At 29.2% G+C, this 23626-nt stretch carries 25 protein-coding genes; 9 read left to right on the forward strand and 16 right to left on the reverse strand.

From position 1 onward, the window contains the following. Position 1: 1 nt before the first annotated feature. Together C7U54_RS01630 and C7U54_RS01635 are read right to left on the reverse strand one after the other, a co-directional pair. Complete coding sequence (locus C7U54_RS01630; protein ID WP_107029080.1) at positions 2–739, reverse strand: TrmH family RNA methyltransferase; 738 nt, start codon at positions 737–739, stop codon at positions 2–4. Beyond that, the gene (locus C7U54_RS01635; RefSeq protein WP_022000831.1) at positions 729–995 is read right to left on the reverse strand and encodes a hypothetical protein; all 267 of its coding nucleotides are present in this window, start codon (positions 993–995) and stop codon (positions 729–731) included. The genes C7U54_RS01630 and C7U54_RS01635 overlap by 11 nt, the downstream gene beginning before the upstream one ends. A 98-nt stretch (positions 996–1093) precedes the next feature. Here C7U54_RS01635 and C7U54_RS01640 point away from each other — a divergent pair, with 98 nt between their 5' ends. Both C7U54_RS01640 and C7U54_RS01645 read left to right on the forward strand, forming a co-directional pair. Next, entirely contained in the window at positions 1094–1903 is an 810-nt protein-coding gene (locus C7U54_RS01640) for a methyltransferase domain-containing protein (RefSeq protein WP_107029081.1), read from the forward strand. Then, a complete protein-coding gene (locus tag C7U54_RS01645; RefSeq protein WP_107029082.1) occupies positions 1890–2780 on the forward strand; it encodes an RluA family pseudouridine synthase in 891 nt (296 codons plus the stop codon). Before C7U54_RS01640 ends, C7U54_RS01645 begins: the two co-directional genes overlap by 14 nt. Before the next feature lie 57 nt (positions 2781–2837). Here the strand turns inward: C7U54_RS01645 and C7U54_RS01650 are convergent, their stop codons facing one another. From C7U54_RS01650 to C7U54_RS01690, 9 genes are all read right to left on the reverse strand, one after another. Then, on the reverse strand, positions 2838–3518 hold the full coding sequence (locus C7U54_RS01650) for an RDD family protein (protein ID WP_241522553.1): 681 nt from the start codon (positions 3516–3518) through the stop codon (positions 2838–2840). An 11-nt stretch (positions 3519–3529) separates the two neighbouring features. Next, on the reverse strand, positions 3530–4705 hold the full coding sequence (locus C7U54_RS01655; protein WP_107029083.1) for a MalY/PatB family protein: 1176 nt from the start codon (positions 4703–4705) through the stop codon (positions 3530–3532). Beyond that, entirely contained in the window at positions 4706–5794 is a 1089-nt protein-coding gene (locus C7U54_RS01660; RefSeq protein WP_022002602.1) for a M24 family metallopeptidase, read from the reverse strand. A gap of 46 nt (positions 5795–5840) precedes the next feature. Further along, complete coding sequence (locus C7U54_RS01665; RefSeq protein WP_241522554.1) at positions 5841–7130, reverse strand: PTS sugar transporter subunit IIC; 1290 nt, start codon at positions 7128–7130, stop codon at positions 5841–5843. A 46-nt stretch (positions 7131–7176) separates the two neighbouring features. Continuing rightward, entirely contained in the window at positions 7177–7509 is a 333-nt protein-coding gene (locus tag C7U54_RS01670; protein WP_022002600.1) for a PTS sugar transporter subunit IIB, read from the reverse strand. Beyond that, positions 7509–7829: a PTS lactose/cellobiose transporter subunit IIA gene (locus C7U54_RS01675; protein WP_022002599.1), complete on the reverse strand. Its 321-nt coding sequence runs from the start codon at positions 7827–7829 to the stop codon at positions 7509–7511. Before C7U54_RS01675 ends, C7U54_RS01670 begins: the two co-directional genes overlap by 1 nt. Before the next feature lie 4 nt (positions 7830–7833). Further along, positions 7834–8880, reverse strand: a complete 1047-nt coding sequence (gene ypdE / locus C7U54_RS01680; RefSeq protein ID WP_107029085.1) for an aminopeptidase — start codon at positions 8878–8880, stop codon at positions 7834–7836. Further along, entirely contained in the window at positions 8873–10780 is a 1908-nt protein-coding gene (locus tag C7U54_RS01685; protein ID WP_107029086.1) for a BglG family transcription antiterminator, read from the reverse strand. Before C7U54_RS01685 ends, ypdE begins: the two co-directional genes overlap by 8 nt. Before the next feature lie 217 nt (positions 10781–10997). Continuing rightward, positions 10998–11606: a hypothetical protein gene (locus C7U54_RS01690; RefSeq protein WP_107029087.1), complete on the reverse strand. Its 609-nt coding sequence runs from the start codon at positions 11604–11606 to the stop codon at positions 10998–11000. A gap of 184 nt (positions 11607–11790) precedes the next feature. Between C7U54_RS01690 and C7U54_RS01695 the strand changes: the two genes are divergently transcribed. Both C7U54_RS01695 and groL read left to right on the forward strand, forming a co-directional pair. Next, positions 11791–12051, forward strand: coding sequence for a GroES family chaperonin (locus tag C7U54_RS01695; RefSeq protein WP_022002595.1), 261 nt, complete (start codon positions 11791–11793; stop codon positions 12049–12051). A gap of 14 nt (positions 12052–12065) precedes the next feature. Then, positions 12066–13679, forward strand: coding sequence for a chaperonin GroEL (groL, locus tag C7U54_RS01700; RefSeq protein ID WP_107029088.1), 1614 nt, complete (start codon positions 12066–12068; stop codon positions 13677–13679). Between the two features lie 74 nt (positions 13680–13753). Here groL and C7U54_RS01705 read toward each other — a convergent pair whose 3' ends face one another. Next, complete coding sequence (locus C7U54_RS01705; protein ID WP_022002593.1) at positions 13754–14485, reverse strand: acyl-[acyl-carrier-protein] thioesterase; 732 nt, start codon at positions 14483–14485, stop codon at positions 13754–13756. 78 nt (positions 14486–14563) lie between these two features. Between C7U54_RS01705 and C7U54_RS01710 the strand changes: the two genes are divergently transcribed. After that, the gene (locus C7U54_RS01710; RefSeq protein ID WP_107029089.1) at positions 14564–15742 is read left to right on the forward strand and encodes a CapA family protein; all 1179 of its coding nucleotides are present in this window, start codon (positions 14564–14566) and stop codon (positions 15740–15742) included. A 7-nt stretch (positions 15743–15749) separates the two neighbouring features. Next, the gene (locus C7U54_RS01715; protein WP_107029090.1) at positions 15750–16577 is read left to right on the forward strand and encodes a M15 family metallopeptidase; all 828 of its coding nucleotides are present in this window, start codon (positions 15750–15752) and stop codon (positions 16575–16577) included. Positions 16578–16595: 18 nt separating this feature from the next. Here the strand turns inward: C7U54_RS01715 and C7U54_RS01720 are convergent, their stop codons facing one another. Continuing rightward, positions 16596–16979, reverse strand: a complete 384-nt coding sequence (locus C7U54_RS01720; protein WP_107029091.1) for a PAS domain-containing protein — start codon at positions 16977–16979, stop codon at positions 16596–16598. A gap of 125 nt (positions 16980–17104) precedes the next feature. On the opposite strand from C7U54_RS01720, the gene C7U54_RS01725 reads away from it, so the two are divergent. Beyond that, positions 17105–17596 carry a hypothetical protein gene (locus tag C7U54_RS01725; protein ID WP_022002589.1) on the forward strand — a complete coding sequence of 164 codons (492 nt, stop codon included), beginning with the start codon at positions 17105–17107 and terminating at the stop codon, positions 17594–17596. Positions 17597–17623: 27 nt separating this feature from the next. On the opposite strand, the gene C7U54_RS01730 is transcribed toward C7U54_RS01725, so the two are convergent. Beyond that, positions 17624–18427: a MerR family transcriptional regulator gene (locus tag C7U54_RS01730; protein WP_146137611.1), complete on the reverse strand. Its 804-nt coding sequence runs from the start codon at positions 18425–18427 to the stop codon at positions 17624–17626. A 180-nt stretch (positions 18428–18607) separates the two neighbouring features. Between C7U54_RS01730 and C7U54_RS01735 the strand changes: the two genes are divergently transcribed. Together C7U54_RS01735 and C7U54_RS01740 are read left to right on the forward strand one after the other, a co-directional pair. Next, positions 18608–19384, forward strand: coding sequence for an SDR family NAD(P)-dependent oxidoreductase (locus tag C7U54_RS01735; protein WP_107029093.1), 777 nt, complete (start codon positions 18608–18610; stop codon positions 19382–19384). Positions 19385–19403: 19 nt separating this feature from the next. Further along, positions 19404–20624: an L-lactate MFS transporter gene (locus C7U54_RS01740; RefSeq protein WP_107029094.1), complete on the forward strand. Its 1221-nt coding sequence runs from the start codon at positions 19404–19406 to the stop codon at positions 20622–20624. A gap of 19 nt (positions 20625–20643) precedes the next feature. On the opposite strand, the gene C7U54_RS01745 is transcribed toward C7U54_RS01740, so the two are convergent. Continuing rightward, entirely contained in the window at positions 20644–20967 is a 324-nt protein-coding gene (locus C7U54_RS01745) for a hypothetical protein (protein WP_107029095.1), read from the reverse strand. 63 nt (positions 20968–21030) lie between these two features. Further along, positions 21031–23523, reverse strand: coding sequence for a VWA domain-containing protein (locus C7U54_RS01750; protein ID WP_162297479.1), 2493 nt, complete (start codon positions 23521–23523; stop codon positions 21031–21033). Positions 23524–23626 lie beyond the last annotated feature (103 nt).

The following is a 23626-nucleotide window of genomic DNA, read 5'->3' on the forward strand; positions in this document are numbered from 1 at the left end:
CCTATAACACTTCTTTATCTTTAAATTCATCTTTTGAAAAATGCATTAAAGTCATTCCTAAAGCCATGGAAAGATTCAATGAATCTATATAATGACTATGAGGAATAAAAATAGATTTTCCATAATCTAGATATTCATCAGGTAAACCACTACTTTCATTACCAAAAACAAGTGAATGATAGCCTTTTTTTGATTCAACCTTATGAATATTCGTTGCTCCTTTCAACATCAATGTATAAATATCATGACTTGGAAATCTTTTTAAATAATCTTCAAAACTATCAAAATACTCAATATTCAAATGAAACATCGCTCCCATCGAAGCTCTTAAAACACGAGGATCAAAAACATCGACACCTGGTCTAATAATCGCTAAATTATAATAATTGAATCCTAACATCGTTCTCATAATTGTCCCCATATTTCCCATATCTCCAGGATTTACTAAAACAACATGATTTCCTTCTTGTAAAGTCATTTCATATTTTTTAATGATTGCTATCGCAAAACAATTATCTTTTTTTGATAATTTTTGAATTGTATTATCACTTTCAATCAATTCAATATGTTTTTCTCTACAAATTTCATCAATAATAGGAATACCTTTATTCTTATAAGAATTACTTTTTATATATACTCTTAAAACAAGATCAGGTCGATTTTTTAATAACTCAATCGTTTCAAAAACTCCTAAAGTATAGGTATAATCAAAATCCTTCTTATATGCTTTAATCTTCATCTAATAAACCTTCTACTCTCTTTGTTTCTTCTTCTACACTTTCTTTTAAAGAAAGAAAATGTTTTTCTTCAAAATTAGCTCCTTGATGAATTAAATCAATCAATTCATCATACTTACGACAAGCCAATTTCAATTGTGAATATTTGATGGTCACATCTAATTCATTTCCGGCATCAGCTGTAATTTTATTTACTTCATGATATACTTCTTTAAATTTAGCATCTAAGTCTACTTTTTGTTTCTTTCTAAAAAACATCAAGCATTCCTCCCTTGCCCTTAATAGTATCACAAATTCATCATAAATTCAGTTAATTTTTAGATTGTCTTTTGTTATAATACATTCGAGGTGATACTATGAAATTATTAGCTTGTCCCAAATGTCATCAACAACTTCATTTAGAAAACAAAACACTTAAATGTGAAAACAATCATTGTTATGACATTTCTAAAAGAGGATATATCAATTTGTTATTAAACCCTGATAAAGCTACCAATAATCCAGGAGATAGTAAAGAATCTCTTGTCGCAAGAAAAGCATACTTAAATAAAGGCTATTATGATCCTATCTTAAATCAAGTGATTACGTGTATTGATGAATTCAAACATCAAGATGATTTAAGTATTTTAGATTTAGGATGTGGAGAAGGATATTATACTCAAGGTTTAAAAAAACATTTTGAAAACAGTGATATCTATGGTTTAGATATTTCCAAGATTGCTATTGATATGGCAACACGTTATCGTAAAGATGTTACTTGGCTTGTAGGAAATTCTAAAAATATTCCTATTCTAGATCATAGTTTAGATTTTATCTGTGCTTTATTTACAGTAGTAAATCAAGATGAATTAAAAAGAGCACTTAAAGAAGATGGTTATATTATTCATGTTACTGCTAATAATCAACATTTAATTGAAATTAAAGAATTGATTTATGATGAAATTAAAGTAAAAAGTGATAAGTATATTCGTTTAGACTTTAATCAAGTGAAAAGTTATGACTTTAAAGAAAAAGTTCATATTTCTAATCGTGAAGATGCTTTAAATCTTTTAATGATGACACCACACTATTATCATATTAAAAAAGAAAAACGTGGCGTTTTAGATACTTTACAAGGTTTAGATATCACAATTGATATCAAAGTAACAGTTTATGCACTATCATAAAGAAAAGAATCATTTAGTAATAGAAATTGATGAAAGAATTCAAGGAATGACACTTCTTGAATTCTTTCATTATCTGCATCTTTCTAAAAAAACAATTCACTTACTTCGTCAAAATAAAGACTATACTTTAAATAATACTTATGTTGATTATCAAATCATTTTAAAAGATAAAGATATTCTTTCAATTAAAGCCTACGAACAAGGAAGAGACTTTGTTGAACAAGAAAGTTCCTTAGATATCATCTATGAAGATGACTTGCTTTGTATTGTTAATAAACCAAGCAACCTCATTATTCATCCTGATGATAAAAGTAAAAAAGATACTCTTTGTAATTATGTCAGTTATTACTACCAACAAACTCATCAAGATTTACCAATTCGTTATCTCCATCGTTTAGATAGAGATACGACCGGTTTGGTGATGTTTTGTAAATGTGCTTTATTACAACCTTACTTTGATGCCTTGATTGCATCCAAAGAAATCAAGAAAACCTATCTTGCCATCATTCAAGGACATTTACCTAAAAGAGAAATGACTATTGATTTACCTATTGGTCAAGATCGTCATAGTAAAAATAAAATGTGTATTTCTAAAACAGGTAAAGATGCTTTAACACATTTTAAAGAAATTAAAACAAAAGGAAATTACACGCTTATCGAATGTCAAATTGAAACTGGTAGAAAACATCAAATAAGGGTTCACTTAAATTCTTTACACCATCCTTTAATTGGTGATCAGCTTTATGGTAAGTCTTCTCCTTTTATTAATAGAATGGCTTTACATGCCTATCGTTTAGAATTTGTTCATCCTTTAAGTAATCAACCAATGATGATTGAATGCCCTCTTCCATTCGATATGGAAAAGATATTAAAATAAGTAAAAAGAACAATGTAACGTTGATAAACATTGTTCTTTTTTCATAGAAAATAATTATTATGCATTATTTTTCTTTTTATTTTTTTTGTTCTTTTTTTCTTTTCTTTTTACTGGCTTTTCATCTTCTCCAACAACTCTTGTCTTCGCAAGATAATCATGAATACTTCTTTGAGAAGCAGTGCTTAAAACAAAAACTCCTGAAATCATCGTAATAACCATTCCAATTAATTTTAAGTAATAATCAAAATAAAAACCAGTTGCAAGTGTAAGCATTTGTCTTAAATAATTAGTTACAACAATTGCTGAACCTTCTAATAAAAACAAACCAATACCTTGTCTAATAATTAACGTTTTTAAACTCACATCACTGTAATCATCATTATTTACAATTTTTATTTTTAACCAACGTTTTCCAAGTGTTTGCCCTGGATATTTCTTATAAGGAATATAAATATAGTAAATAAAGGCTACAACAATACATAATATGCCTGCAAGATAAGACCAATATGTTGGAAAACCTAAGCTAGGAAAAACATAAAGATCACTAAACATATCTGATCTACCAGTAATTCCACCATAAAATAAGACAGCAGGAAAACCACTAATAATACCGCCAACTGCCCAATCAATAGCATAAGCTATCAAACGTTTACTCACTGGAACTTTTACTGGATTTCTATCTAACCATTTTGTATGTTTAGTCCACAGTAATTGTATTTTAATTAGTAAATAATGCATAATATGTCCTCCTATTTTGAATATAAAGCGTCCATTGCTATTTTGAATCGACGTAATCCTTCTTTTAATTTAGATTGTGGGCATCCTATATTCATTCTTAAATATTTAGGACCACCATAAATTTCACCTTTCATAATACCAATTCCACCAACATTGACTAAAGCATCTTGAATTTCTTCGGTAGTATAAGATACATCCCTTGCATCAATCCAAGCTAAATAAGTACCATCAGGTATTTTAAATTTAAAATCAGGTAATTCTTTCTTTATAAATTCCTCTACAATTTTCATATTTTCTTTAATATAATCATTAAGTTGATCAATATAATCATCGCATTGTGTATAACCTATCATTGTAGCATACATTCCAAAAATACTTACAGAATTTAAAAAATCTTTTCTTCTAGTATGCATTAAGAATTTTTCTCTTATTTTTTCATTAGGTACCATCAAATATGATCCAATTAATCCAGGTGTATTAAAGGTTTTACTAGATGAAGCTGCTGTATAAAGTTCATCATATTCATGAATATATGATAATAAAGGAATATGTTTTCTATCCCTTAATTGAATATCCATATGAATTTCATCAGAAATTATTTTTACTTGATATTTTTTGCATATTTTTATAATTTGATCCATTTCTTCTTTTGTCCAAATTCTTCCTGTTGGATTATGTGGTGAACAAAGTAATAATAATTGACATTCTTGTGCTTGTTTTTCAAAAAGATCAAAATCTATTTCAAAGGATCCATCTTTTGATATTAAACGATGAGCAACTAATTGTCTATCATTATCTTGAATAACTGTATAAAATGAATCATACATTGGTTCAAATGTTAGAACTTTATCATGAGGTTGACTTAATAAACGAATCAATAAAGAAACTGAATACATGACTGTTGGACTATATAAAATCCAATCTTCTTCAATATGTGTATGATGTCTTCTTTCAAAATATCCTGTAATAGAAGATTTAAAATCATGATGATTCCATCTTGTATATCCATAAATTTGATGATGTGCCACCTCAAATATTTTTTCAGTAATAGGTTTAGGAATAATAAAATCTGTATCAGATATTGAAAATGGTATTAAATCCTTTTTATTAAAACGATCTTGTATATAATCCCATTGTGTACAATAAGTACCTAAACGATTATGAACCTCATTAAAATCATACTTCATTTATTTTTCCTCCAAAATAATATAATCCTTTGTTGTTTTATTTAATGGTACACCTACACCATCAATAATAACAACATCATCTTCAATACGAACACCACCAACACCAGGAACATAAACACCTGGTTCACAAGACATCATCATATGTTCTTGTAAAACTGTTTCACTCTTTGAATTTAAAGTTGGTCCTTCACCATCTTCACCAATTCCTAATCCATGTCCTAAACCATGATTAAAATATTCACCATAACCTGCAGCCTCAATCACATCTCTAGCTGCTTTATCAACATCTTTTCCCTTAGCTCCTGCTTTAATAGCACCAAGACCAGCGAGCTGTGCTTTTAAAACAACATCATAGATTTCTTTAATTTTTGGATCAGGTTCACCAATAAAACACATACGTGTCATATCTGATTGATAATTTTGATATTGAATACCAAAATCAATCATAATAGGTTCATGTGCTTTTACTTTTCTTGAAGTTGGACGCCCATGTGGTAAAGCTGTTCTTTCACCTGTTGCTACTATTGTATCAAAAGACATTTGTTGTGCACCAGATGCAATTGAATAATATTGTACTAAAGCGCTAATTTCATATTCACTCATCCCTACATGAATGTGCTCAATTACTTTTTGATAGATTTCATCAGTAATTGCAATTGATTTTTTCATAGCTTCAATTTCTTCATCTTCTTTAACAATACGAAGATGAGCAATTTCTTGATCCAATAAAAGAACTTCTATCCCTAATTTTTCTATTTCTTGATATTCCTTAACTAATACTTGATACGCTTCTACCCCTAGCGTTTTACAATTTTCTTTTTTTAATATTTCTTCTACTGTCCCTAAATAATTACGTCCCGTTAAATGTGGATTATGTAATATAATTTCTAAATCATGTTCTTTTTCTTTGGCTTCTGTAATATAACGCCCATCTACAATTAAATAGCCATGTTCTTTTGTAATCAATACTTGACAACCACTACCAGTCATAGTATTCATCCATTTTTTTACTGTTTTACTTTTAATTAATAAAGCATCTATATCTTTTTCATCTAAAAATTCTTGTATTTTATTTATTCTTTTTGCCATTTTTAATCCTCCTACAAATAAAGGCAAGTCGAAACTTGCCTATTAATTAGAAGTCTAAGTCTAAATCATCTAAGATAGCTGCATCTTCTGCACTGATAGCATTAGTTTCTTCTTCTTTATTACCATAAGTCCTTTCATATGATTTAACAAATGGATACCATATTAAAATAGATAGTATTAATTGTACTGCATTAACAACTATAGACATAGGATCCATATTCGTTAAGAATCCTTCTAGGAATACTCCTACATATGGTGGTGTAAAGGTTGAACATTTCATAATACCTAAATACATCGCCCATCCACCTAATGAACCAATAATACCACCACAAATAACAAATGGAATAAAGAACATTGGATTTAATACGATTGGCGCACCAAATAGAATTGGTTCATTAATACCAAATAATGCTGGAATAAATGATAATCTACCAACTTGTTTTAAAGCTTTATTCTTACTCATTAAGCACCAGAATACACAACCAATAGTAACACCACTACCTGTAAAGTTACCAAATGCTGATTCAGGTCCAGGAGCATAGAAGTGAGTTGCTACATGACCAGCTTGAACAGCAGCAATATTTTCTGCTAAGAATTGAGTCGAAATTGGGCTTGTAATTGGGCTTAATACTGATGGATGAATACCAAAGAAGAATATTAGAGCTTGTAACATTTTTAAGAAAGTATAAGCAATTGGATTATCCATAGATCCTACTAATGGTGCAAAGATTGCTGTAAAGATTAATGGTGGCATTGTATTTAATACATTGACACAAACAATACGTACAATTAAGAAGAACCCAATAATGATTACTGAAATAGGAATCATTTCAAAAGAACGAGATACGAAATCAGGTACTGTATCTGGCATCTTGATTGTAAAGTTTTTCTTTTTACACCAACGGAATAATTCAACAGCGATAAATCCTGCAAACATTGCACAGAATAAACCTTTAGGTCCTAAATAAGTTTTAGAAATTCCACCATCTTCTGTGAATTCTACAACTAACATTAAGAATGATACTAATCCCATTGTTACACATCCTGGAATATCTAACTTATAAGAGTTAGCTAATTGATATGCAATAATTACAGTAACATAAACTGACATTAAAGCCATACCTACATTATAAGGAATATAGATAATATCCAAATTTGTTAAGATCCATTGAGAAATTACATGTTTTTCTCCAATCATATTTGGAATTGCTTCTGGAATCAAACAAAAACTACCGATAATTAACAATGGTGTCATTGCAACCATTGCTTTTTTAACAGCGCTCAAATGAACTTCTTTATCCATTTTATCAGCAAGCGGTGCTAAATACTTTTTCATAAAGTTCTCAAATTTTGAGTACATCGTTTTTTTCCTCCCCATAAAATTATTTTTTTAAATCTGCTTTTCTACGCGCAATTAACGCTTGTTTCATGACAGTTGCCCCATCCATTTTTCCATATGTTTCTTGATCAACAATAACATAAGGAATCTTACGAGGTTCGATGATAGGTTTTACTGCATCTAATTTATGTGCAACTTGTGGTCCTAAAACTAAAACATCACAATTGTCTGCTTCAGATTGTAGAATATCAATTGGAATAGCGATAAAATCAAAATCAGCATCATTTAATTTTGCACTGTTATGTACTGTATCTTTCATACTATTCATAAGCATTGTTGTAGAAAGTCCACCTGCACAGCATAATACAATTCTCATTATTTACCCTCCTTTGCTTCAAATACATTTATTAGTTCTTCAATTAGATCTCTTGCTAATTGAGAAGTCATATAATGGTCTTGTGCATGAACCATTAATAACCCAACTTCTGGCTTATTTCCAGAGCCTGACATTTCGGCTTGAATAAGCTTTGTTTGAACAGTGTGAGCTTGTAAATCAGCTTCTTTAGCTTGTTCTAATATCTTTCTTGCTTCATCATATTCACCTGTTTTTACTTTCTTCAATGCTTCAAAAGCTAAAGATTTGCTTTGTCCAGCTGAAGAAATTAATCCTACAATAATTTGTTCCGTTTCTGTCATTTGTTTATCCTCCAATAAAATTAATAAAATTTTGATAATCTTGATATGTCAAATGATCTATTAAGCAGTTAACTAACTGTGTCAAACTTTCTAAATCATCACTATGAACAAATGAATAAGATCCATGACAATATCTAAGTGGTATTCCTAAAACAAGTGCCAAACGTCCACCTTTTTCTAAGTGTGCATTTCCAGCATCTGTTCCTCCTCCACCGAACATATCGCTTTGATAAGGTATTCCATGTTTACTGGCTAATTCTTTAACATATTTAATCAATTTTTTATTTGGTGAAAGAGTTTTGTCATAATGAACAATCATTGGTCCTTTACCAATTAAACGATGATTCGTATAGTTTTTAACAAGTTCTGGATTATTTGCAACATCAAGTGCAAAAACAATATCAGGATCAATAAGATGAGTCGCTGTTTTACCACCTCTTACACCAACTTCTTCACTACTTGTTCCTACAAAATAAATATCATTTTCAACATCTCCATAAATTCTTTTCATCGCTTCTATCATGACATAGCATCCTGTTCGATCGTCCATTGCCTTGCCAGCAATCACTTTATCTTGAATCTGTCTTGCTTCACTAGCAAAACAAACCATGTCACCAACATCAATTCCTAAAGCTTTTACTTCATCTGCACTATCAACTCCAATATCAACGTACATTTCTTTAACGTTACCGTTGCTATCTTTAGTCACATTTAATAAGCCTTCCACTTTTTTACCATCTTGCGTCGTAATTCTAACCATTTGCATTTCTTTGCTTTTATTTAAAACTGAACCTAAAGCCACTAAATATACAAAACCAATATCAGAAATATGTCTTACCATAAAACCTACTTCATCTATATGAGCACAAAACATAATTTTTAAAGGATTGGGTGAAGTTCCTTTCTTATGAAAGATAATACTTCCTAAACAATCACTAAAAACTTCATCACTATGTTTTGCTAATTCTCGATAGAGAATCGATCTTACTTCATCTTCCACTGATGCTACACTATCAGCATTACTCAATTCTTTTAACAATTCACTATTCATTATTTCCACCTCCTATTTCTTTCATTAAACTCATCATTTCTTCAAAAGAATCAACCTTCGTTAACATTTCAACATAATTACTCTTTTGCATTAAACGATATAACTTTTTAGTTATTACTTTATATATTTCAACTTGATCTTTCTTTAAACAAATCATAAAAACTATTTTTATTTCTTTGCCATTTTGTACAAATGGTTTCTTTAAAATAGCTACAGAAATCATATTTTTAAGTGCGTCTGTTTCAAGTGGATGGGGTATACAAACTCCATTTGTATAAATAGTACTTACATACGATTCACGTTCAAAAATCAAATCAGTATAGCCTTTTTTACCATAACCTTTTTCCTCTAATTCTTGTCCCATCATCCGAATAATATTTTCATAACTATCTGCTTCTATAAATTTAAAAAAATCTTTAGAAAAAAATGAATAATACATAGGATTATCTTGAATCAAAGTATAAGGATCATATTCTTCACATTGTAAAATTTGTTTAATCTTAACTAAATCTCTATCATCAAGTAGTTCTTTAATATAAATAATTGGTGTCTTGATTTCTTGAGATAAAGGCATGATTGTAAAAATTAAATCAGGTTGAAATGTTTTCAATTCATCTTGTTGTAAAAATGAAAATGTTTGTACCTCTGCTTGAGGAAATAATGATTCAATTTGTATCTTGATCATATAAGCACTTCCACCACCTGATGAACAAACAATTCCAATATGATTATAAGATAACAATTTACCTTGTTTTTCCTTTTCCATATGCGATGCAAAATGCATCGCTACAAAACCAATTTCATCAAATGTCACTTCAACGTTGTATTTTTCATGTAACATGCTACAAAATTGAAGAGCGATATTAAACATCATTGGGTATGTAATATTTAGCTCATTGGCTAATGGATTTTGATATGAAATTTTATTATGTAATCTATCTATTAATAATGAAACATGTGTTAACAACATTTTCTTAAAGTCTTCATCTTCAAGAAATTTCGTATCATATTTTTCATCTATTTGTTTTATAAATTCTTCAATGTCTTCTTTTAAATAATTTGTAAAAGAAGATATTGAACCTATTTCTCTTTTTATATTTTTTTGTAAAACTTTTAAAATCTCTTCTATGCTTTTTTTACTTAATCCTATAGCATATTTCTTTTCTAATATTCCAACTAAGAATTCAACAATTCGATGAATTTCATTATTTTTATCAAAAATAAATTCCTCTTTTTGTTCATCTTGTCTATGTGCAATATAAATAACAATTTTTAAATACTCAATCACATTTAAAAGTTCATTATAGTTGATTTTCAATCCTTCTTTATTCAACTGTCTAATTAACTTTTGTTCAATGTCATTAAATTCTTCAATAACATCATTTACTGCCGTTTGAATAAAAACATTTTGATTTAAATATTCTTCAACTAAGTACTTTTTAAAAGATGTCAATTCATAACGTAACAAAATACCATAATGTGTTTTTCTTTCTAATTCAAAATGATAACTCTTTGCTAGATTTTCAACATCATTCATATCATGCTTTATAACAGTCTTAGATACTTGAAAAGTATCTGCAATGTTATCCATTGAAATATATCCAGTTTGAATAGCAAGATAAGCTAAAATTTGTGCTGGTCTTTCTTTAACCTGAAAATAAATACCTTCATTTAAGCTTTCCATAAAATCTTTAAACAATTCTTCATTTGTTATTTCTAAGAGATATCCAGAACCTCTTTTGTTATGAAATGTAAAACCTTTTCGAGGAGAAATACGCATTAAGTATGATAAGTCATTTTGAATCGTTCTTTTTGAAACATCATACTTTTGAACAAAGTAATCTAGTGAGAGATATATATTTGAATTTATAAAATCTTTCATAATTAGATACATTCTCATTGGTATTTCCACCTTCCTCTATCTTTATTATATCAAATTAAAATTTTGTCAAAAGGAAACCTTCTACATTTAAAAATGCAATAATTTTCCTAATCTCATCAAAAAAAGATATTGAATATAATTTTAACATCTCTACCATTTAAAAGGTTAAATATTACAAAATATAAAAGCCATAAAAAAAGAAGTCTAACAGCGTTAGACTTCTAGAAATTATCTTTTAATCAAAATAAGTAATTTTTAAATCTTTAAAAAAAGCTTCTGTTCCAATATCTACAAAGAAACCAATATTTCCTCTCATAGATTTACCATGAATCATTTGATCCACTACCAATAATGGTTGAGGATCATCATTTAAATAAAATGTAGCTTTTTCATCTTCAATCACAGCTTTTAAACTGATCCATTCATTTAAATCAATATCTACTTGATTTTCATATTTTGTAATACCATGTTCTCTAAAATAAGCAAATGTATAGGTTGGATAAGAAAAATATTGACAACCATGCTGCTTTCTTACTGAATCATCACATTGTCTACCATTTGTTGGTCTTACATAAAATGATTCAAACTTTGTATCATCTTCATTAATACGATAAGCAATACCAATAAACCCTCTGGCAAAATCAGGAGCATCTTTTAATAAACGACTTAACATCTTTACTTCAATAATTCCATTATGAAATGATGAATCAACTAATTTAGCGTATGTATTTTCATCATATTCATTAATTTTTCCACTTTTAACAACTCTTAAAACCTTTTCATTATCAATCACTTCATTTGAAATATGTGTATAATTTTCTTTCCAATTTTCTTTATTAATCATTTCTTATCCTTCCTTTCACTAACATCATAAAGTAGCTTTTTTATTTGGTAAAGTAGGCACTTTTTTGTAACCTCGATTTAGCACTTAATTGATTTAAGTGCTAAAAAGTTCACATTAAGTTAACATATAAGACTATAATACAAACTAGCACAAGGATATGGTGAGTGCTAAAGGAGTGAATAGTATGATTAAACCATTGCATAAATTTGTATTAATAAAAAAAGAAGAAAAAGAAAATAAGACAGCAAGTGGAATTGTTTTATCAACAGAAAAAAAAGAAGTTCCTTCGATTGCAAATGTCATTGCCGTTGGTGATGAATGTACTTCATCATTAAAAGAAAATGATCGTGTAATTTATAAAGAATATTCAGGAACTAAGGTAACTGTAGACGATCAAGATTATATTGTTATTGATGAAAAAGATATTATTGCAAAATTTGAATAAGGGGGCAGATATTTATGAGTAAAGAAGTAAGATTTTCAAATGATGCACGTCAATCAATGTTAAAAGGTGTGAATGTTTTAGCGGATGCAGTTAGTGTAACATTAGGTCCTAAAGGACGTAATGTGGTCTTAGATAAAGGTTATGGTTCTCCATTAATTACAAATGATGGTGTAAGTATCGCTAAGGAAATAGAACTTGAAGATAAATTTGAAAATATGGGAGCTAAGCTTGTATATGAAGTAGCCAATAAAACCAATGATGTAGCTGGTGATGGGACAACCACAGCAACTATTCTTGCTCGAAATATGATCGTGAATGGATTGAAAGCTGTAGATAAAGGAGCTAATCCTGTTTTAATGCGTGAAGGTATTGAAAAAGCAGGTAAAGAAGTTGCTGATGTTGTTTTGAAAAATTCACATAAAGTAGAAACAAGTCAAGATATTGCTTCAGTAGCGACTATTTCAGCTGGTAATGAAGAAATTGGTCAATTGATTGCTTCAGCAATGGATAAAGTTGGTAAAAATGGAATTATCAATGTTGATGAATCTAATAGTTTTGACAACGTCTTAGAAATCAATGAAGGTATGCAATATGATAAAGGATATGTTTCTCCTTATATGGTCACAGATCATGATAAAATGACTGTTGAAATAGAAAATCCTTATATCTTTATTACAAATCATAAAATCAATAATTTACAAGAAATTCTTCCAATTCTTGAACAAATCGTTCAAAGTAATAAACCATTATTATTAATTGCTGATGACTTTGAAAACGAAGTTATTTCAACACTTGTTTTAAATAAACTAAGAGGAACATTCAATGTTGTCGCAACAAAAGCTCCTGGATTTGGAGATAACCAAAAAGAATTATTACAAGATATTGCTGCTTTAACTGGGAGTACCTTTATTAATAAAGATATTTCTATGGAATTAAAAGATGTTACTCTTGATCAATTAGGAACAATTAAAAAAGTAATCGTTACAAAAGATCATACAACAATGATTGCTGGTAATAATCCATCAGATAGTTTAAAACAACGCATTGAAAGTATTGAAAATCAATTAGCGAAAACAACTTCTTCTTATGATCAAAAACAATTAAAAGAACGTTTGGGTAAATTATCAAATGGCGTAGCAACAATTAAAGTTGGCGCAACAACTGAAAGTGAATTAAAAGAAAAGAAATTACGTATTGAAGATGCTTTAAATGCCACTAAAGCCGCTGTTGAAGAAGGTATTGTTATTGGTGGTGGTGCTGCTTTAGTAGAAGCATATAAAGAAGTTAAACCTCAATTAAAATCTGATAATGTAGATATTCAAAAAGGTATTCATATTGTCATGGAAGCCTTATTTGCTCCAATTCAACAAATTGCTGAAAATGCTGGATATAATGCAGAAGATATTGTTGAAAATCAAAAAACTGTAAAAAAGAATTATGGTTTTGATGCTAAAAATGGACAATGGGTCGATATGTTTGAAAAAGGAATCATTGATCCAACTAAAGTCACTCGTAGCGCATTATTAAATGCTTGCAGTATTGCTTCATTATTCATTACAACCGAAGCAGGTATTGCCGATGCAAAAGATACTTCTAAAAACGAAGTTCCAACTCCTGCAATGTATTAATAGATAAGAAAAGTGATTCTTGTTTTAAATGAGAATCACTTTTTTCTTAGTATATTATGATATAACTTTATCCATTACTCTTTCTTTTCTTTAAATCTTCCTGATATGACAAAATGTATTTGTTCTGCAATCTTAAATTCTATTTTAAAATGATCATCTTCTTGCCCATAATATAAATCCACAATACTCTCTGGAGCAATTTCTTTTTGATAGTGCATTGTCATTTCTCCAATAAAATATTTTTCTAATACGTTTTGAGGAAGAAGATCCATGACCCATTCAAGATATCTTGCATTATTCATATGCTTATTTAAATCAATATCACTATACATGACTTCTCTTGTTTGAACTTTTTGAGTCTCTATATCTAAAAGCGGCTCGTATTTTTCTACAAAACTCGAATATTCTTCACATTCAGGAATTGTAATTCCTACTTTTTGTGGTCTGACAATTCTTCTTTTTTCAATATCTATTAATGTCCAAATAGAATAAATGCCTCCTACAACTTCATCATTAATTTTTAAATCATAGGTTCTAAAATATTGAATTTTTCTTTCCCCTTTAGCACGTGTAGAAACTATCAGTTCCTCTCCTACTAATAGTGGTCTTTTTAATTTAACTGTTTGTTTAACTAATACCCAACCATATTTTCCATTAAAACTTTCCTTCCACAAACCTATTTCCATCGCATTTTTAGTTGCAAGATTAGAAAGCTTTGATAATAAATCCGCATATTTATATTCACCATAATAATCGGCGTTTTGGTATTCTATTTCATATCGTTCAAATGTTTCACTGTTTTTCATTTTTTTTCTCCAAAATGTTTATTTTTTATTAAATTAATAATAATATATTTATAATCAAAAGGAAAGGCTGGAAAATATATGAAAAAAATAAATAAGAAAAAAATATTCTTTGTTTCAATCACTTTCTTAATAACACTATGTTTACTTTTTTATTTTATATTTTCTTATTATTCTACTCTTATCCAACCTAGAACAATACATAAAAAAAATAAAAAAAACACATCCTATCCTACTGTTTCCTTTGTTGCAGTAGGAGACAATATTATCCATGAAAATGTTTATCAATATGCCTTAAAACAAGGAAATAATACAACCTATAATTTTAAACCTTGTTATCAAAATATAAAAAAATATATTTCTGATCATGATTTAGCTTATATTAATCAAGAAACTTTGATTGCTGGTGATTCTTATGGAATTAAAGGTTATCCTAATTTTAATTCTCCTGAATCTTTAATTGATGATCTACAAGATACAGGATTTAATATGGCTTCTAGTGCTACAAATCATTCCATGGATCTAGGAAAAAATGCTTTGATATCATCTGCACATATTTGGAAACAACATTCCGATATTCTCTTTTCTGGACTATATGAAAATCAAGAAGACCGGCAAACAATAAGAGTCATTGAAAAAAACGGAATTCGTTTTAGTCTTTTAGCTTATACTTTTGGTGTTAATGAAACAACCAACTATAAATCTATTCAAAAACAATTAAAAACGTATCCTTATATATTAGGACAATTAGATAAGGAACAAATTAAAGAAGATGTAAACAACGCTAAAGCTCAAAGTGATGTAGTTATTGTAGCTGTTCATTGGGGTAAAGAAGGACATAGTGAATTATCTGATTTACAACAAGAATATGCTCATTATTTTGCTGATTTAGGTGTTGATGTTGTAATTGGAAATCATCCTCATTTAATTCAACCTATTGAAAAAATCAATCATACACTTGTTATTTATTCTTTAGGTAATTTTTTAAGTACGATGAAAGATGTTTATAATCAGTTAGAAGGAATGGTATGTTTTGATTTTGTTAAAAAAGAAGATGAAATCAGTATTGAAAATATTCAATATGTTCCTCTTGTCAATCATTATAATGATAATGTTGTAACTATTTATTCACTTAAAGAATATACTTCTACTCTTGCTAGTCAACATAGTATTTTAAAAGATCAAGCTAATATCATTAAAGAATTCAAAAATTATGTTAAACAAATGATTAGTAATGATGATATTGATATAGAAATGTGAGGTTTATATGAAGAAAAGAATAAGTCTATTAATATTAATAATCTGTATGGTTGGTAGTATCGTTTTTTTCTTTCCTAAAAAGAATACTCAGGAAGTAAAAACGGTAAAAAAGAAACAAACACCTGAAATAAGTTTTTATCATCAAGAATATAAAGAAAGATATGATACCTACCAAAAAGCACACCAAGATTTAAGTAAAAAAGAAGTTATTACACTTGTAAATATGAATCGTGATTTTGATTTTTATGGAAAAATCATCAAACAAGAACATCCTAATGATTTAAATACAATTGTTAATAAATATTATCAATTAGATGAAACCTATGAACCGAGTGATCTTGTTGAAATAAATACAAACGCAGGTACTTATGGAAGTTCTTATAGTAAACATACTGCTAGAAAAGTGATTTATGATGATTTTCAAGCTTTAAAACAAGCTTGTATAAATAAAGGTTTTGAACTGTATGTGACTTCAGGCTATCGTTCAACAGCCTGGCAAAAAGAAATTTATAATCATATGGTAGAAACTTATAGTGTAGAAAGAGCAGATGAAACTTGTTCACGTCCTGGTCATAGTGAACATACAACGGGGTTAGGCTTAGATATTGCTTTAGATCAATATAAATATGAAGAAGTTGAAAATCACCCTCAATATTCTTGGTTTTTAAGTCAGTTAAGCAACTATGGTTTTATTTTACGTTATCCTAAAGATAAAGAAAATTTAACAGGATACAGTTATGAAGCTTGGCACATCCGTTACGTTGGTAAAGAACTTGCTCAAAAGATTGAAAAAAGCGGATTAACCTTTGATGAATATTATGCAAGACATTTTTAAAAGAAGATAGCTTTCATACTATCTTCTATGTTTCCAATATTCAAAAACAGGTATTTCTGGATGTTCATCATCCCAAGGCATTTCATGTCTTTCAAAATAACCAATGACGTGTTTATTAGAATCTCTAACAGGTACAAAGAATTCTCTTTCACCTGTTTTCATATTATACGTTTCAAACATTTCATCTTCACCATTATCTGCTCTTTTTAAAAATTCTTCGATTTTCTTTTTAGAATTTTCATTATGACAATTAAATAAGCTTTGGTTAATTTGTACACGATCACCATAGCGTTTCTTTGCAGTTTTATTCATATAACGTACAATATGTTGACGATCAACAAAAACAATTTCATAACTATAAGCATCTAAAATGCTTTCTAATATTTCTTTTGTTATTTCCATGGTATTTCCTCTTTCTTAATTTACCCACATTATAACATAAAGTCTGATTGTCTTTATTTTTTAACTATACTATTTTTGTTTTTTCTTGTATAATAATAAGGTAATTATTTAAAGGAGCGTCTTTTATGGGAGATTTAAAATATTTATTACCTATTTTAGTAGCTGTTATTTTAGTGTGGATTACTTATCTTGTCATTAATTTCGTAGCTACAATTATTAAAACAAAGAAGAAAGATGATACCATGGTTTGTGGTTTAAACATGCAAGGAAAAATATTCTATGCAATCATTATTGTTATTTATTTAGTAATGCTTGTTTATTGTATCTATTACATGATTACGCATTTATTAAGTGGAGATGTTGATAGTGTTTATTTACCATTAAATGCTTTAACAATTTATTCTTTTGTTTTCTATTTAATGATTCAATGGATTATTTTCTTTGGACAAAAACAAGTTTTAATTGGTCGTGTTTTATTTGATTATAGAAAAATTAAAAGAGTGACTTATCCAAAGAAAACAAAATTACGTTTTACTTATGGACAAAAGACATTAGAAACATATATTCGCTTCATCGATGATTCTATTCTTAAAAAATCATTACAAAGATCAAGATAAAAAGCAATTTCGGTTGAAATTGCTTTTTTATTGGACTGGAATCCAAATTGTATGATAATTAAAATATTCGTCTTCAGGTTTCCACATTGAAACCACTTGAGAAATCACATCTCCTGCAAGTTGGAGATTATTTTTTTCCATATAATCAAAGGCGGGCTGTAAAACCTCATATGTCAGTATTTGACTCGAACGAGAAGGAACGCACATATAAAGACATAACTGTTCAGGATAGTAATGAACATATTCACTTTCCTTAATATCAAGTACTCCCGCAAATTCTTCCTCTACCCCTATTCCATAGTAGAATTCCTTATTTTCATTTTCAATATGTTCTTTAGGAAAAAGCGCCGTAGAAAAAACAAATGGTATTTTTTGACAAAATTCTTTAAGTTCTTCACGTTCTTCTTTCTTTAAATCTATCGTATAACATTTTTGTGTATCAATACGATAGATTCCTGGTCTTTTTTGTAAAGTAAAGTTTAAGTTTTCACTTCGACTAATCAACTTTCTATTCGTACGCAATCTTTTCAATAAATTCATTTGATAAATAATATTCTTTTGAATGATTTGTTCTTGTTCTTCTAATAAATCATCAATTTCTTCTAAAGACTTACTTTGGAGTATTCCCGCTGTTTCTTCAATAGATAAACCAAAGCCAAGATAACAACGTGCACGAATCAGCATATGAAGATCCCAAGTTGTATAATAGCGATATCCTGTTTCTTGATCATGGATGGGCGCAATGATTCCTTTTCTTTCATAATAACGAATTGTTTCAGCTGTAATTCCTAGTATTTTAGCAAGTTCTCCTATTGTATAAGTATTGTACATAATCCCCCAACCTTCAAATTGTTTTAAAGTTTTCACCAAATTATAACATATTTTCCTCTTTTTTGACCTTATTTGACACTTTTTTACCCCCTTGACTCTCAAATCGTTTGAGAGTTTAAAATGACTTTGTTAAAAAAATAACATGTGATGTTAAATAAATAACAAAGGGAGAGAAAAATTATGGAAGAAAAAAAAGTTGTTCTTATTACAGGTGGAGCAATGGGACAAGGTCATGCTCATGCCTACAAATATGCTGAAAACGGATTTAATGTTGTTTTAGCCGATATGTTAGATCCATCTCACGAAGCATTTAAAGAAACAATTGCTAGTTGTGAAGCTAAAGGAGCAAAAGTTTTAGCTAAAAAAGCAAACATTACTTCTACTGAAGATATGGAAGCATTATTTGCTTCAGCATGGGAAACATTTGGTCGTTTAGATGTTGTGATTGCTAATGCTGGTGTTATTAACTTCGGTTATACTTGGGAATTAACTGATGAACAAGTTGAAAAAGTAATGGATATTAACTTAATTGGTACTTGGCGTACTGATAAATATGCTGCTCAATATATGTTAAAACAAGGATTTGGTCGTATTATTAATATTTCATCAACTTCTGGTTTATATGGTACTCCTCAATTAGCTACTTATTGTATGAGTAAATGGGGTATTTTAGGATTAACTAAAACTCTTGCTAAAGAAGTGGGTTCTAAAGGAATTATTGTTAATGCTTTATGTCCTACTAAAGTTAAAACTCCAATGTGTGAAACAATGGATTATGTTAAATTCATTAATGATTTAACTGGTAAAGATTTCAAATCTGTTGAAGAAATGTATGCAGGAGTTCCATTCCTTGAAGTAGAAGATATCGCTAGTATGGTTTACTGGTTAGGAACTAGTAGAGAAGCTGGTAAATTTAATGGACAAGGTGTACCACTTGATTTAGGTACTTTACAATAATAAAGGGAGAAAAGAGAATATGAAAATTACAAAAGCAACACGTTGGCGTGTTTTTGCAGGAGTTTGGATTCAAAGTTTATTCACTTCTGCCACTGCCTTCTTTAGTTTATTCTGTTTGCCATTTTGTAATCAATTTGGATGGAGTAATTCAGATTTTTCAATGGCATACACAATTTATATGTTTATCTACTGTGCAGTAGGTTTCCTTGGTGGTATTTTAGCTGAAAAATTACAACCAAGAGTCGCAATTTATATTGGTTTAGTTTTATTTGCTGGAGGATGGATCTTAACTGGTTTTGCTTCATCTATTCCATTCTTATATATTGCTTATGGTGTCATTGCTGGTGCTGGTGCTGGAACAATTTATCCTGCATGTTTACCAACAGCATTAAAATGGTTCCCAGATAAAAGTGGTTCTATCTCTGGTTTAGTTCAAGCTGGAGCTGCTTGTGGGCCTTTCATTATGTCACCTATCGCTCAAATGTTAATTGATAACTTTGGAGCACCAATGGCTTGTAAAATTTTAGGTGTTGTATTCTTAATCGGTGTTGGAGCTGTTGCTTGGATGATTGTTCCTTGTCCTGATGGATGGACTCCTGAAGGTTGGGTACCAAATGCACAACAAAGCAAAGAATTACATACAAAAGATTATAATATTCCTCAAATGGTTAAAACTCCAATCTTCTGGGTATTATTAGTAATGTTTATTTTCGCTAATGCCGCTGGAACAATGATGGTTTCTGCAACATCACCAATTGCTCAAACTCAAATTGGTTTATCAGCGATGGATGCAGCTTTATGTGTAAGTTTAATGACTTTATTTAATATGTTTGGTCGTTTATCATTTGGTGTTATTTATGATAAGTTAAAAGGATGGAATTCTTTAATTCTTGTCTTGATTTTAAATGGTATTTCAATGCTTATGTTAACAGTAGCTCATTCATTTGCATACTTTGTCGCTTGTATTGCTTTAGTTGGTTTCTCATTTGGTGGATTACTTGTTGTTTTCGCACCAATGGTTAAAACAATCTTTGGTTCTAAATATTATAATAGAAACTATGGTTTGATCTTTATTGGTTATGGTATTGGGGCTTTCGTTGGTCCTAAGATTTCCGCAAGTTTCTTTGATGCTACAGGATCTTATGTGATGGGATTCATTGGTTCAGCTATTCTTGCTGCAGTTGCTGTTTTATTAGTCGTTGTGGCTAAAAAACTTGCTAACAAAATGTTAAATGCTTAATTTTAAGGGGTGAAAAATTTCACCCCTTTATTTTATACTTTCCTTTACCTTCTTTAATCATTTTTCCTTCATCACAAAGTTTCTTTAAGATTCTTTGTAATTGTCTTCGACTACAATGAAGATAATTTGTGGCTTCTTCAATGCTTTTTAATGAACCATAACAATAATATTTCAATAACAAACCATTTTCATTTAAATAATGATCTAATATCTTCTTTGCTTGTAATTCTCCTTCTTTCCCTGCAATTCTTTTTTGATCTTCATCATCTTCATCACTTGATAAACTTAAAAGTAAAAATATGAATAATATAATTACAAAAAAGATAATCACTATTATCTGCATTATGTATCACCTCTTATCCATTATAACAAAAAGAGAAGAACCAAATCTTCTCTCTTTTACTTTCTAACGAACATATTTTTTCATTACAATCATATAAATTCCTAATAAGCTTATACCTAGTAAAACTATTGGCACAATACTATTTGTATTATCTCCTGTTGTTACAGCTTTTTTACTTTCTACTTTTATTTCTTTTTTAGAAGCTGTTTCTTCTTTCTTTGTTTCAGTTTTCACATTTTCTAACTTAGCAATCTTTTCTGTTTCTAACACTTCTTTACATACTGTACATTCTTTATGTTTTGATCCTTCTTTAGCTACTGTTGGTTGTTGATCAATGATCCAATCACTTGATATATGTTCTCCTTTAGAATCCTTATCTTCATAATATTTATTGATTGTTTTTGATGTTTTTCCACATCTTGAACATACATACCAATATGTATCGTGTTCCTTACAATTAGTTGCTTTTTCTCTTAAAAATTGTGGATTCTTAACTTCTATATAAGCATGTCCTAAATGAGTACCTGTTGCTGCAAATGCTTCTGTACCTTTTGCTCCACAAATACAACTCTTATAATATCTAGCAGGTGTCATACAAGTAGCTGGAGTCGCTAAATATTCACTACTTTCAACTTCTTGATTATACACATGATTTCCTTTATCTGAAACTTCATTACATCCTGGAACTGTGCATGAATGCCAATGATTATTAGAATCTTTATGCCAATCTTTAGAGAATACATGATTTCCTACTTCTGCAGATTCATAATACTTATCTTGTGCATTTTCATCATCTTTAGCACTTACATCACATCTTGAACATGCATACCAATATACATCATGTTCTTGACAGTTACTTCCTTGAGATTTTAAGTATTTTGAATCTTTTATTTGTTTTGTATATTCATGTCCTAATTTTGTATCTTTATCTTCAAATGTTTCTGTAGTACTTACTTGACCACAAGCACAGCTTTTATAATAGATAGCATTTGTTGTACATGTTGCTTTGTCTTTTAAAGTACTTACTCCATTGACTTCTTTTAATTTTTGATCAAAAGTATGTTCTTCCCAAACTGCTTTAATTTCCTTATTTTGATCATCTTTAGTAAATACTCTTTCATCTCCTACTTTATAAACAGTATTGTCTACTTGCCAACCTTTAAAATGTTTTCCATTTGGAGCAACATATTCGCATTTTTGGAAAATAAATTCTTTATCTAATTCAACAGTTGGATTAGCCATTGTTCCTGTTCCACCATTGGAACCATATTTGATTTTTAATTGGAATACTAATGCATCAATTGCATCATTGATGGCTTTTGCCATAGCATCTACTTCATCTTGTTCTGTTATATTTTTACTACGTACAACTGTTTTAATAGCATCTTCTACCTTTGAAAAATCTTTATAGTTATCTTTATTAAGTTTATTTGCTTTTTCAATAGCTTTATCTACTTCTGTATAATCTGCAGCTTTATATTCTAATTGATCAATCGCTTCATTAATAGCCTTAGCATAACCATTAACAACCTCTTGTTCAGTAATATCTTTATCACGATTGACTGCGTTAATAGCATCCTCTACCTTTGAAAAATCTTTATAATTATCTTTATTAAGTGAATTTGCTCTTTTAATAGCTGCATCTACATCTGTATAATCTGCACCAGCATATGTCATACTTAATAATTTAGCTATAACACTATCAAATATTGCTGTAGCCTCTTTTGAGCTTTTAGCTCCCATATAATAAGCACTATTTTCTGCTCTAGTTCCTAAGTTTTTATAACTTTGGGCATCTGAGTAATTACTAGAAACTCCATGCATATAAGCATTAAACTTTTCCGCATCTGACCAACTACCACTTCCTACATGTCCAGTAATAGATGGATCAGTTAAAGAAAACATTCCAAATGTATAAACTTCTGCATCTTTTTTTATTTCTTTTGATGTATTAATTGCTCCATTTGCGACATCATCATCAAAATTATTCAAAGTCGTTGGCTGACCATCCGTTACAAAAAAAACAATTCTTTTGGCATCTTTTCTACTTTCATCATTTTTACTTTGATTAATTTGTTTTAATGCTAATTCCATTGCAAAATCTGAACGTGTTGCCCCTGCAGGACTAATGCTATTTACAACATCTTCTAACTTTGCTTTATTGTCATTTGTGGCAGTAAAGAAATCATTCATAATTTGCGTATAATTATATCTATATCTATTTTCAGTATAGGTATCATTCCCTACTTTATCTGATTTATCTCCAGCAAATTTAATAATAGAAATTCTACTTTGATATTTTTCATCACTCTGTTTTGAATTATTTTCAGCAAAGCCCTCAATAAATTGATTAATTGAATCTTTTAAAATTGTAATCCTTTTAGTACTATCAGTTAAAGTTATAGGATCTACCATACTCCCTGAAACATCTAAAACCAAGACAATATCAAGTGGTATATTATTCTTTTGATTAGCCGCAAATACGTTGACTGGCATTTGTGCAAAGAACATCATTAATGTCAGTATACATGCCATCACTTTCTTATATATTTTCATTTTCCCTATCCCCTTTCTTTGAATATTATTCATTTCCTTCTATGCTTTTATTTTACTTTTTTTAATTGTTATTTTTTATAATTGGCGCGAAATGTCGTTTTTA

This window comes from Faecalibacillus intestinalis, from assembly GCF_003024685.1.
GTDB lineage: Bacteria > Bacillota_I > Bacilli_A > Erysipelotrichales > Coprobacillaceae > Faecalibacillus > Faecalibacillus intestinalis.

Coding starts and splice junctions, on each gene's coding strand:
- C7U54_RS01690 (WP_107029087.1), bottom strand. CDS start 11,606: ATGATTAATAAAGAAAATTGGAAAGAAAATTATACACATATTTCAAAT.
- C7U54_RS01720 (WP_107029091.1), bottom strand. CDS start 16,979: ATGGAAATAACAAAAGAAATATTAGAAAGCATTTTAGATGCTTATAGT.
- C7U54_RS01725 (WP_022002589.1), top strand. CDS start 17,105: ATGGGAGATTTAAAATATTTATTACCTATTTTAGTAGCTGTTATTTTA.
- groL (WP_107029088.1), top strand. CDS start 12,066: ATGAGTAAAGAAGTAAGATTTTCAAATGATGCACGTCAATCAATGTTA.
- C7U54_RS01705 (WP_022002593.1), bottom strand. CDS start 14,485: ATGAAAAACAGTGAAACATTTGAACGATATGAAATAGAATACCAAAAC.
- C7U54_RS01710 (WP_107029089.1), top strand. CDS start 14,564: ATGAAAAAAATAAATAAGAAAAAAATATTCTTTGTTTCAATCACTTTC.
- C7U54_RS01745 (WP_107029095.1), bottom strand. CDS start 20,967: ATGCAGATAATAGTGATTATCTTTTTTGTAATTATATTATTCATATTT.
- C7U54_RS01675 (WP_022002599.1), bottom strand. CDS start 7,829: ATGACAGAAACGGAACAAATTATTGTAGGATTAATTTCTTCAGCTGGA.
- C7U54_RS01735 (WP_107029093.1), top strand. CDS start 18,608: ATGGAAGAAAAAAAAGTTGTTCTTATTACAGGTGGAGCAATGGGACAA.
- C7U54_RS01665 (WP_241522554.1), bottom strand. CDS start 7,130: ATGAAAAAGTATTTAGCACCGCTTGCTGATAAAATGGATAAAGAAGTT.
- C7U54_RS01660 (WP_022002602.1), bottom strand. CDS start 5,794: ATGGCAAAAAGAATAAATAAAATACAAGAATTTTTAGATGAAAAAGAT.
- C7U54_RS01740 (WP_107029094.1), top strand. CDS start 19,404: ATGAAAATTACAAAAGCAACACGTTGGCGTGTTTTTGCAGGAGTTTGG.
- C7U54_RS01630 (WP_107029080.1), bottom strand. CDS start 739: ATGAAGATTAAAGCATATAAGAAGGATTTTGATTATACCTATACTTTA.
- ypdE (WP_107029085.1), bottom strand. CDS start 8,880: ATGAATAGTGAATTGTTAAAAGAATTGAGTAATGCTGATAGTGTAGCA.
- C7U54_RS01640 (WP_107029081.1), top strand. CDS start 1,094: ATGAAATTATTAGCTTGTCCCAAATGTCATCAACAACTTCATTTAGAA.
- C7U54_RS01635 (WP_022000831.1), bottom strand. CDS start 995: ATGTTTTTTAGAAAGAAACAAAAAGTAGACTTAGATGCTAAATTTAAA.
- C7U54_RS01730 (WP_146137611.1), bottom strand. CDS start 18,427: ATGTACAATACTTATACAATAGGAGAACTTGCTAAAATACTAGGAATT.
- C7U54_RS01685 (WP_107029086.1), bottom strand. CDS start 10,780: ATGAGAATGTATCTAATTATGAAAGATTTTATAAATTCAAATATATAT.
- C7U54_RS01670 (WP_022002600.1), bottom strand. CDS start 7,509: ATGAGAATTGTATTATGCTGTGCAGGTGGACTTTCTACAACAATGCTT.
- C7U54_RS01650 (WP_241522553.1), bottom strand. CDS start 3,518: ATGCATTATTTACTAATTAAAATACAATTACTGTGGACTAAACATACA.
- C7U54_RS01645 (WP_107029082.1), top strand. CDS start 1,890: ATGCACTATCATAAAGAAAAGAATCATTTAGTAATAGAAATTGATGAA.
- C7U54_RS01655 (WP_107029083.1), bottom strand. CDS start 4,705: ATGAAGTATGATTTTAATGAGGTTCATAATCGTTTAGGTACTTATTGT.
- C7U54_RS01715 (WP_107029090.1), top strand. CDS start 15,750: ATGAAGAAAAGAATAAGTCTATTAATATTAATAATCTGTATGGTTGGT.
- C7U54_RS01695 (WP_022002595.1), top strand. CDS start 11,791: ATGATTAAACCATTGCATAAATTTGTATTAATAAAAAAAGAAGAAAAA.
- C7U54_RS01750 (WP_162297479.1), bottom strand. CDS start 23,523: ATGAAAATATATAAGAAAGTGATGGCATGTATACTGACATTAATGATG.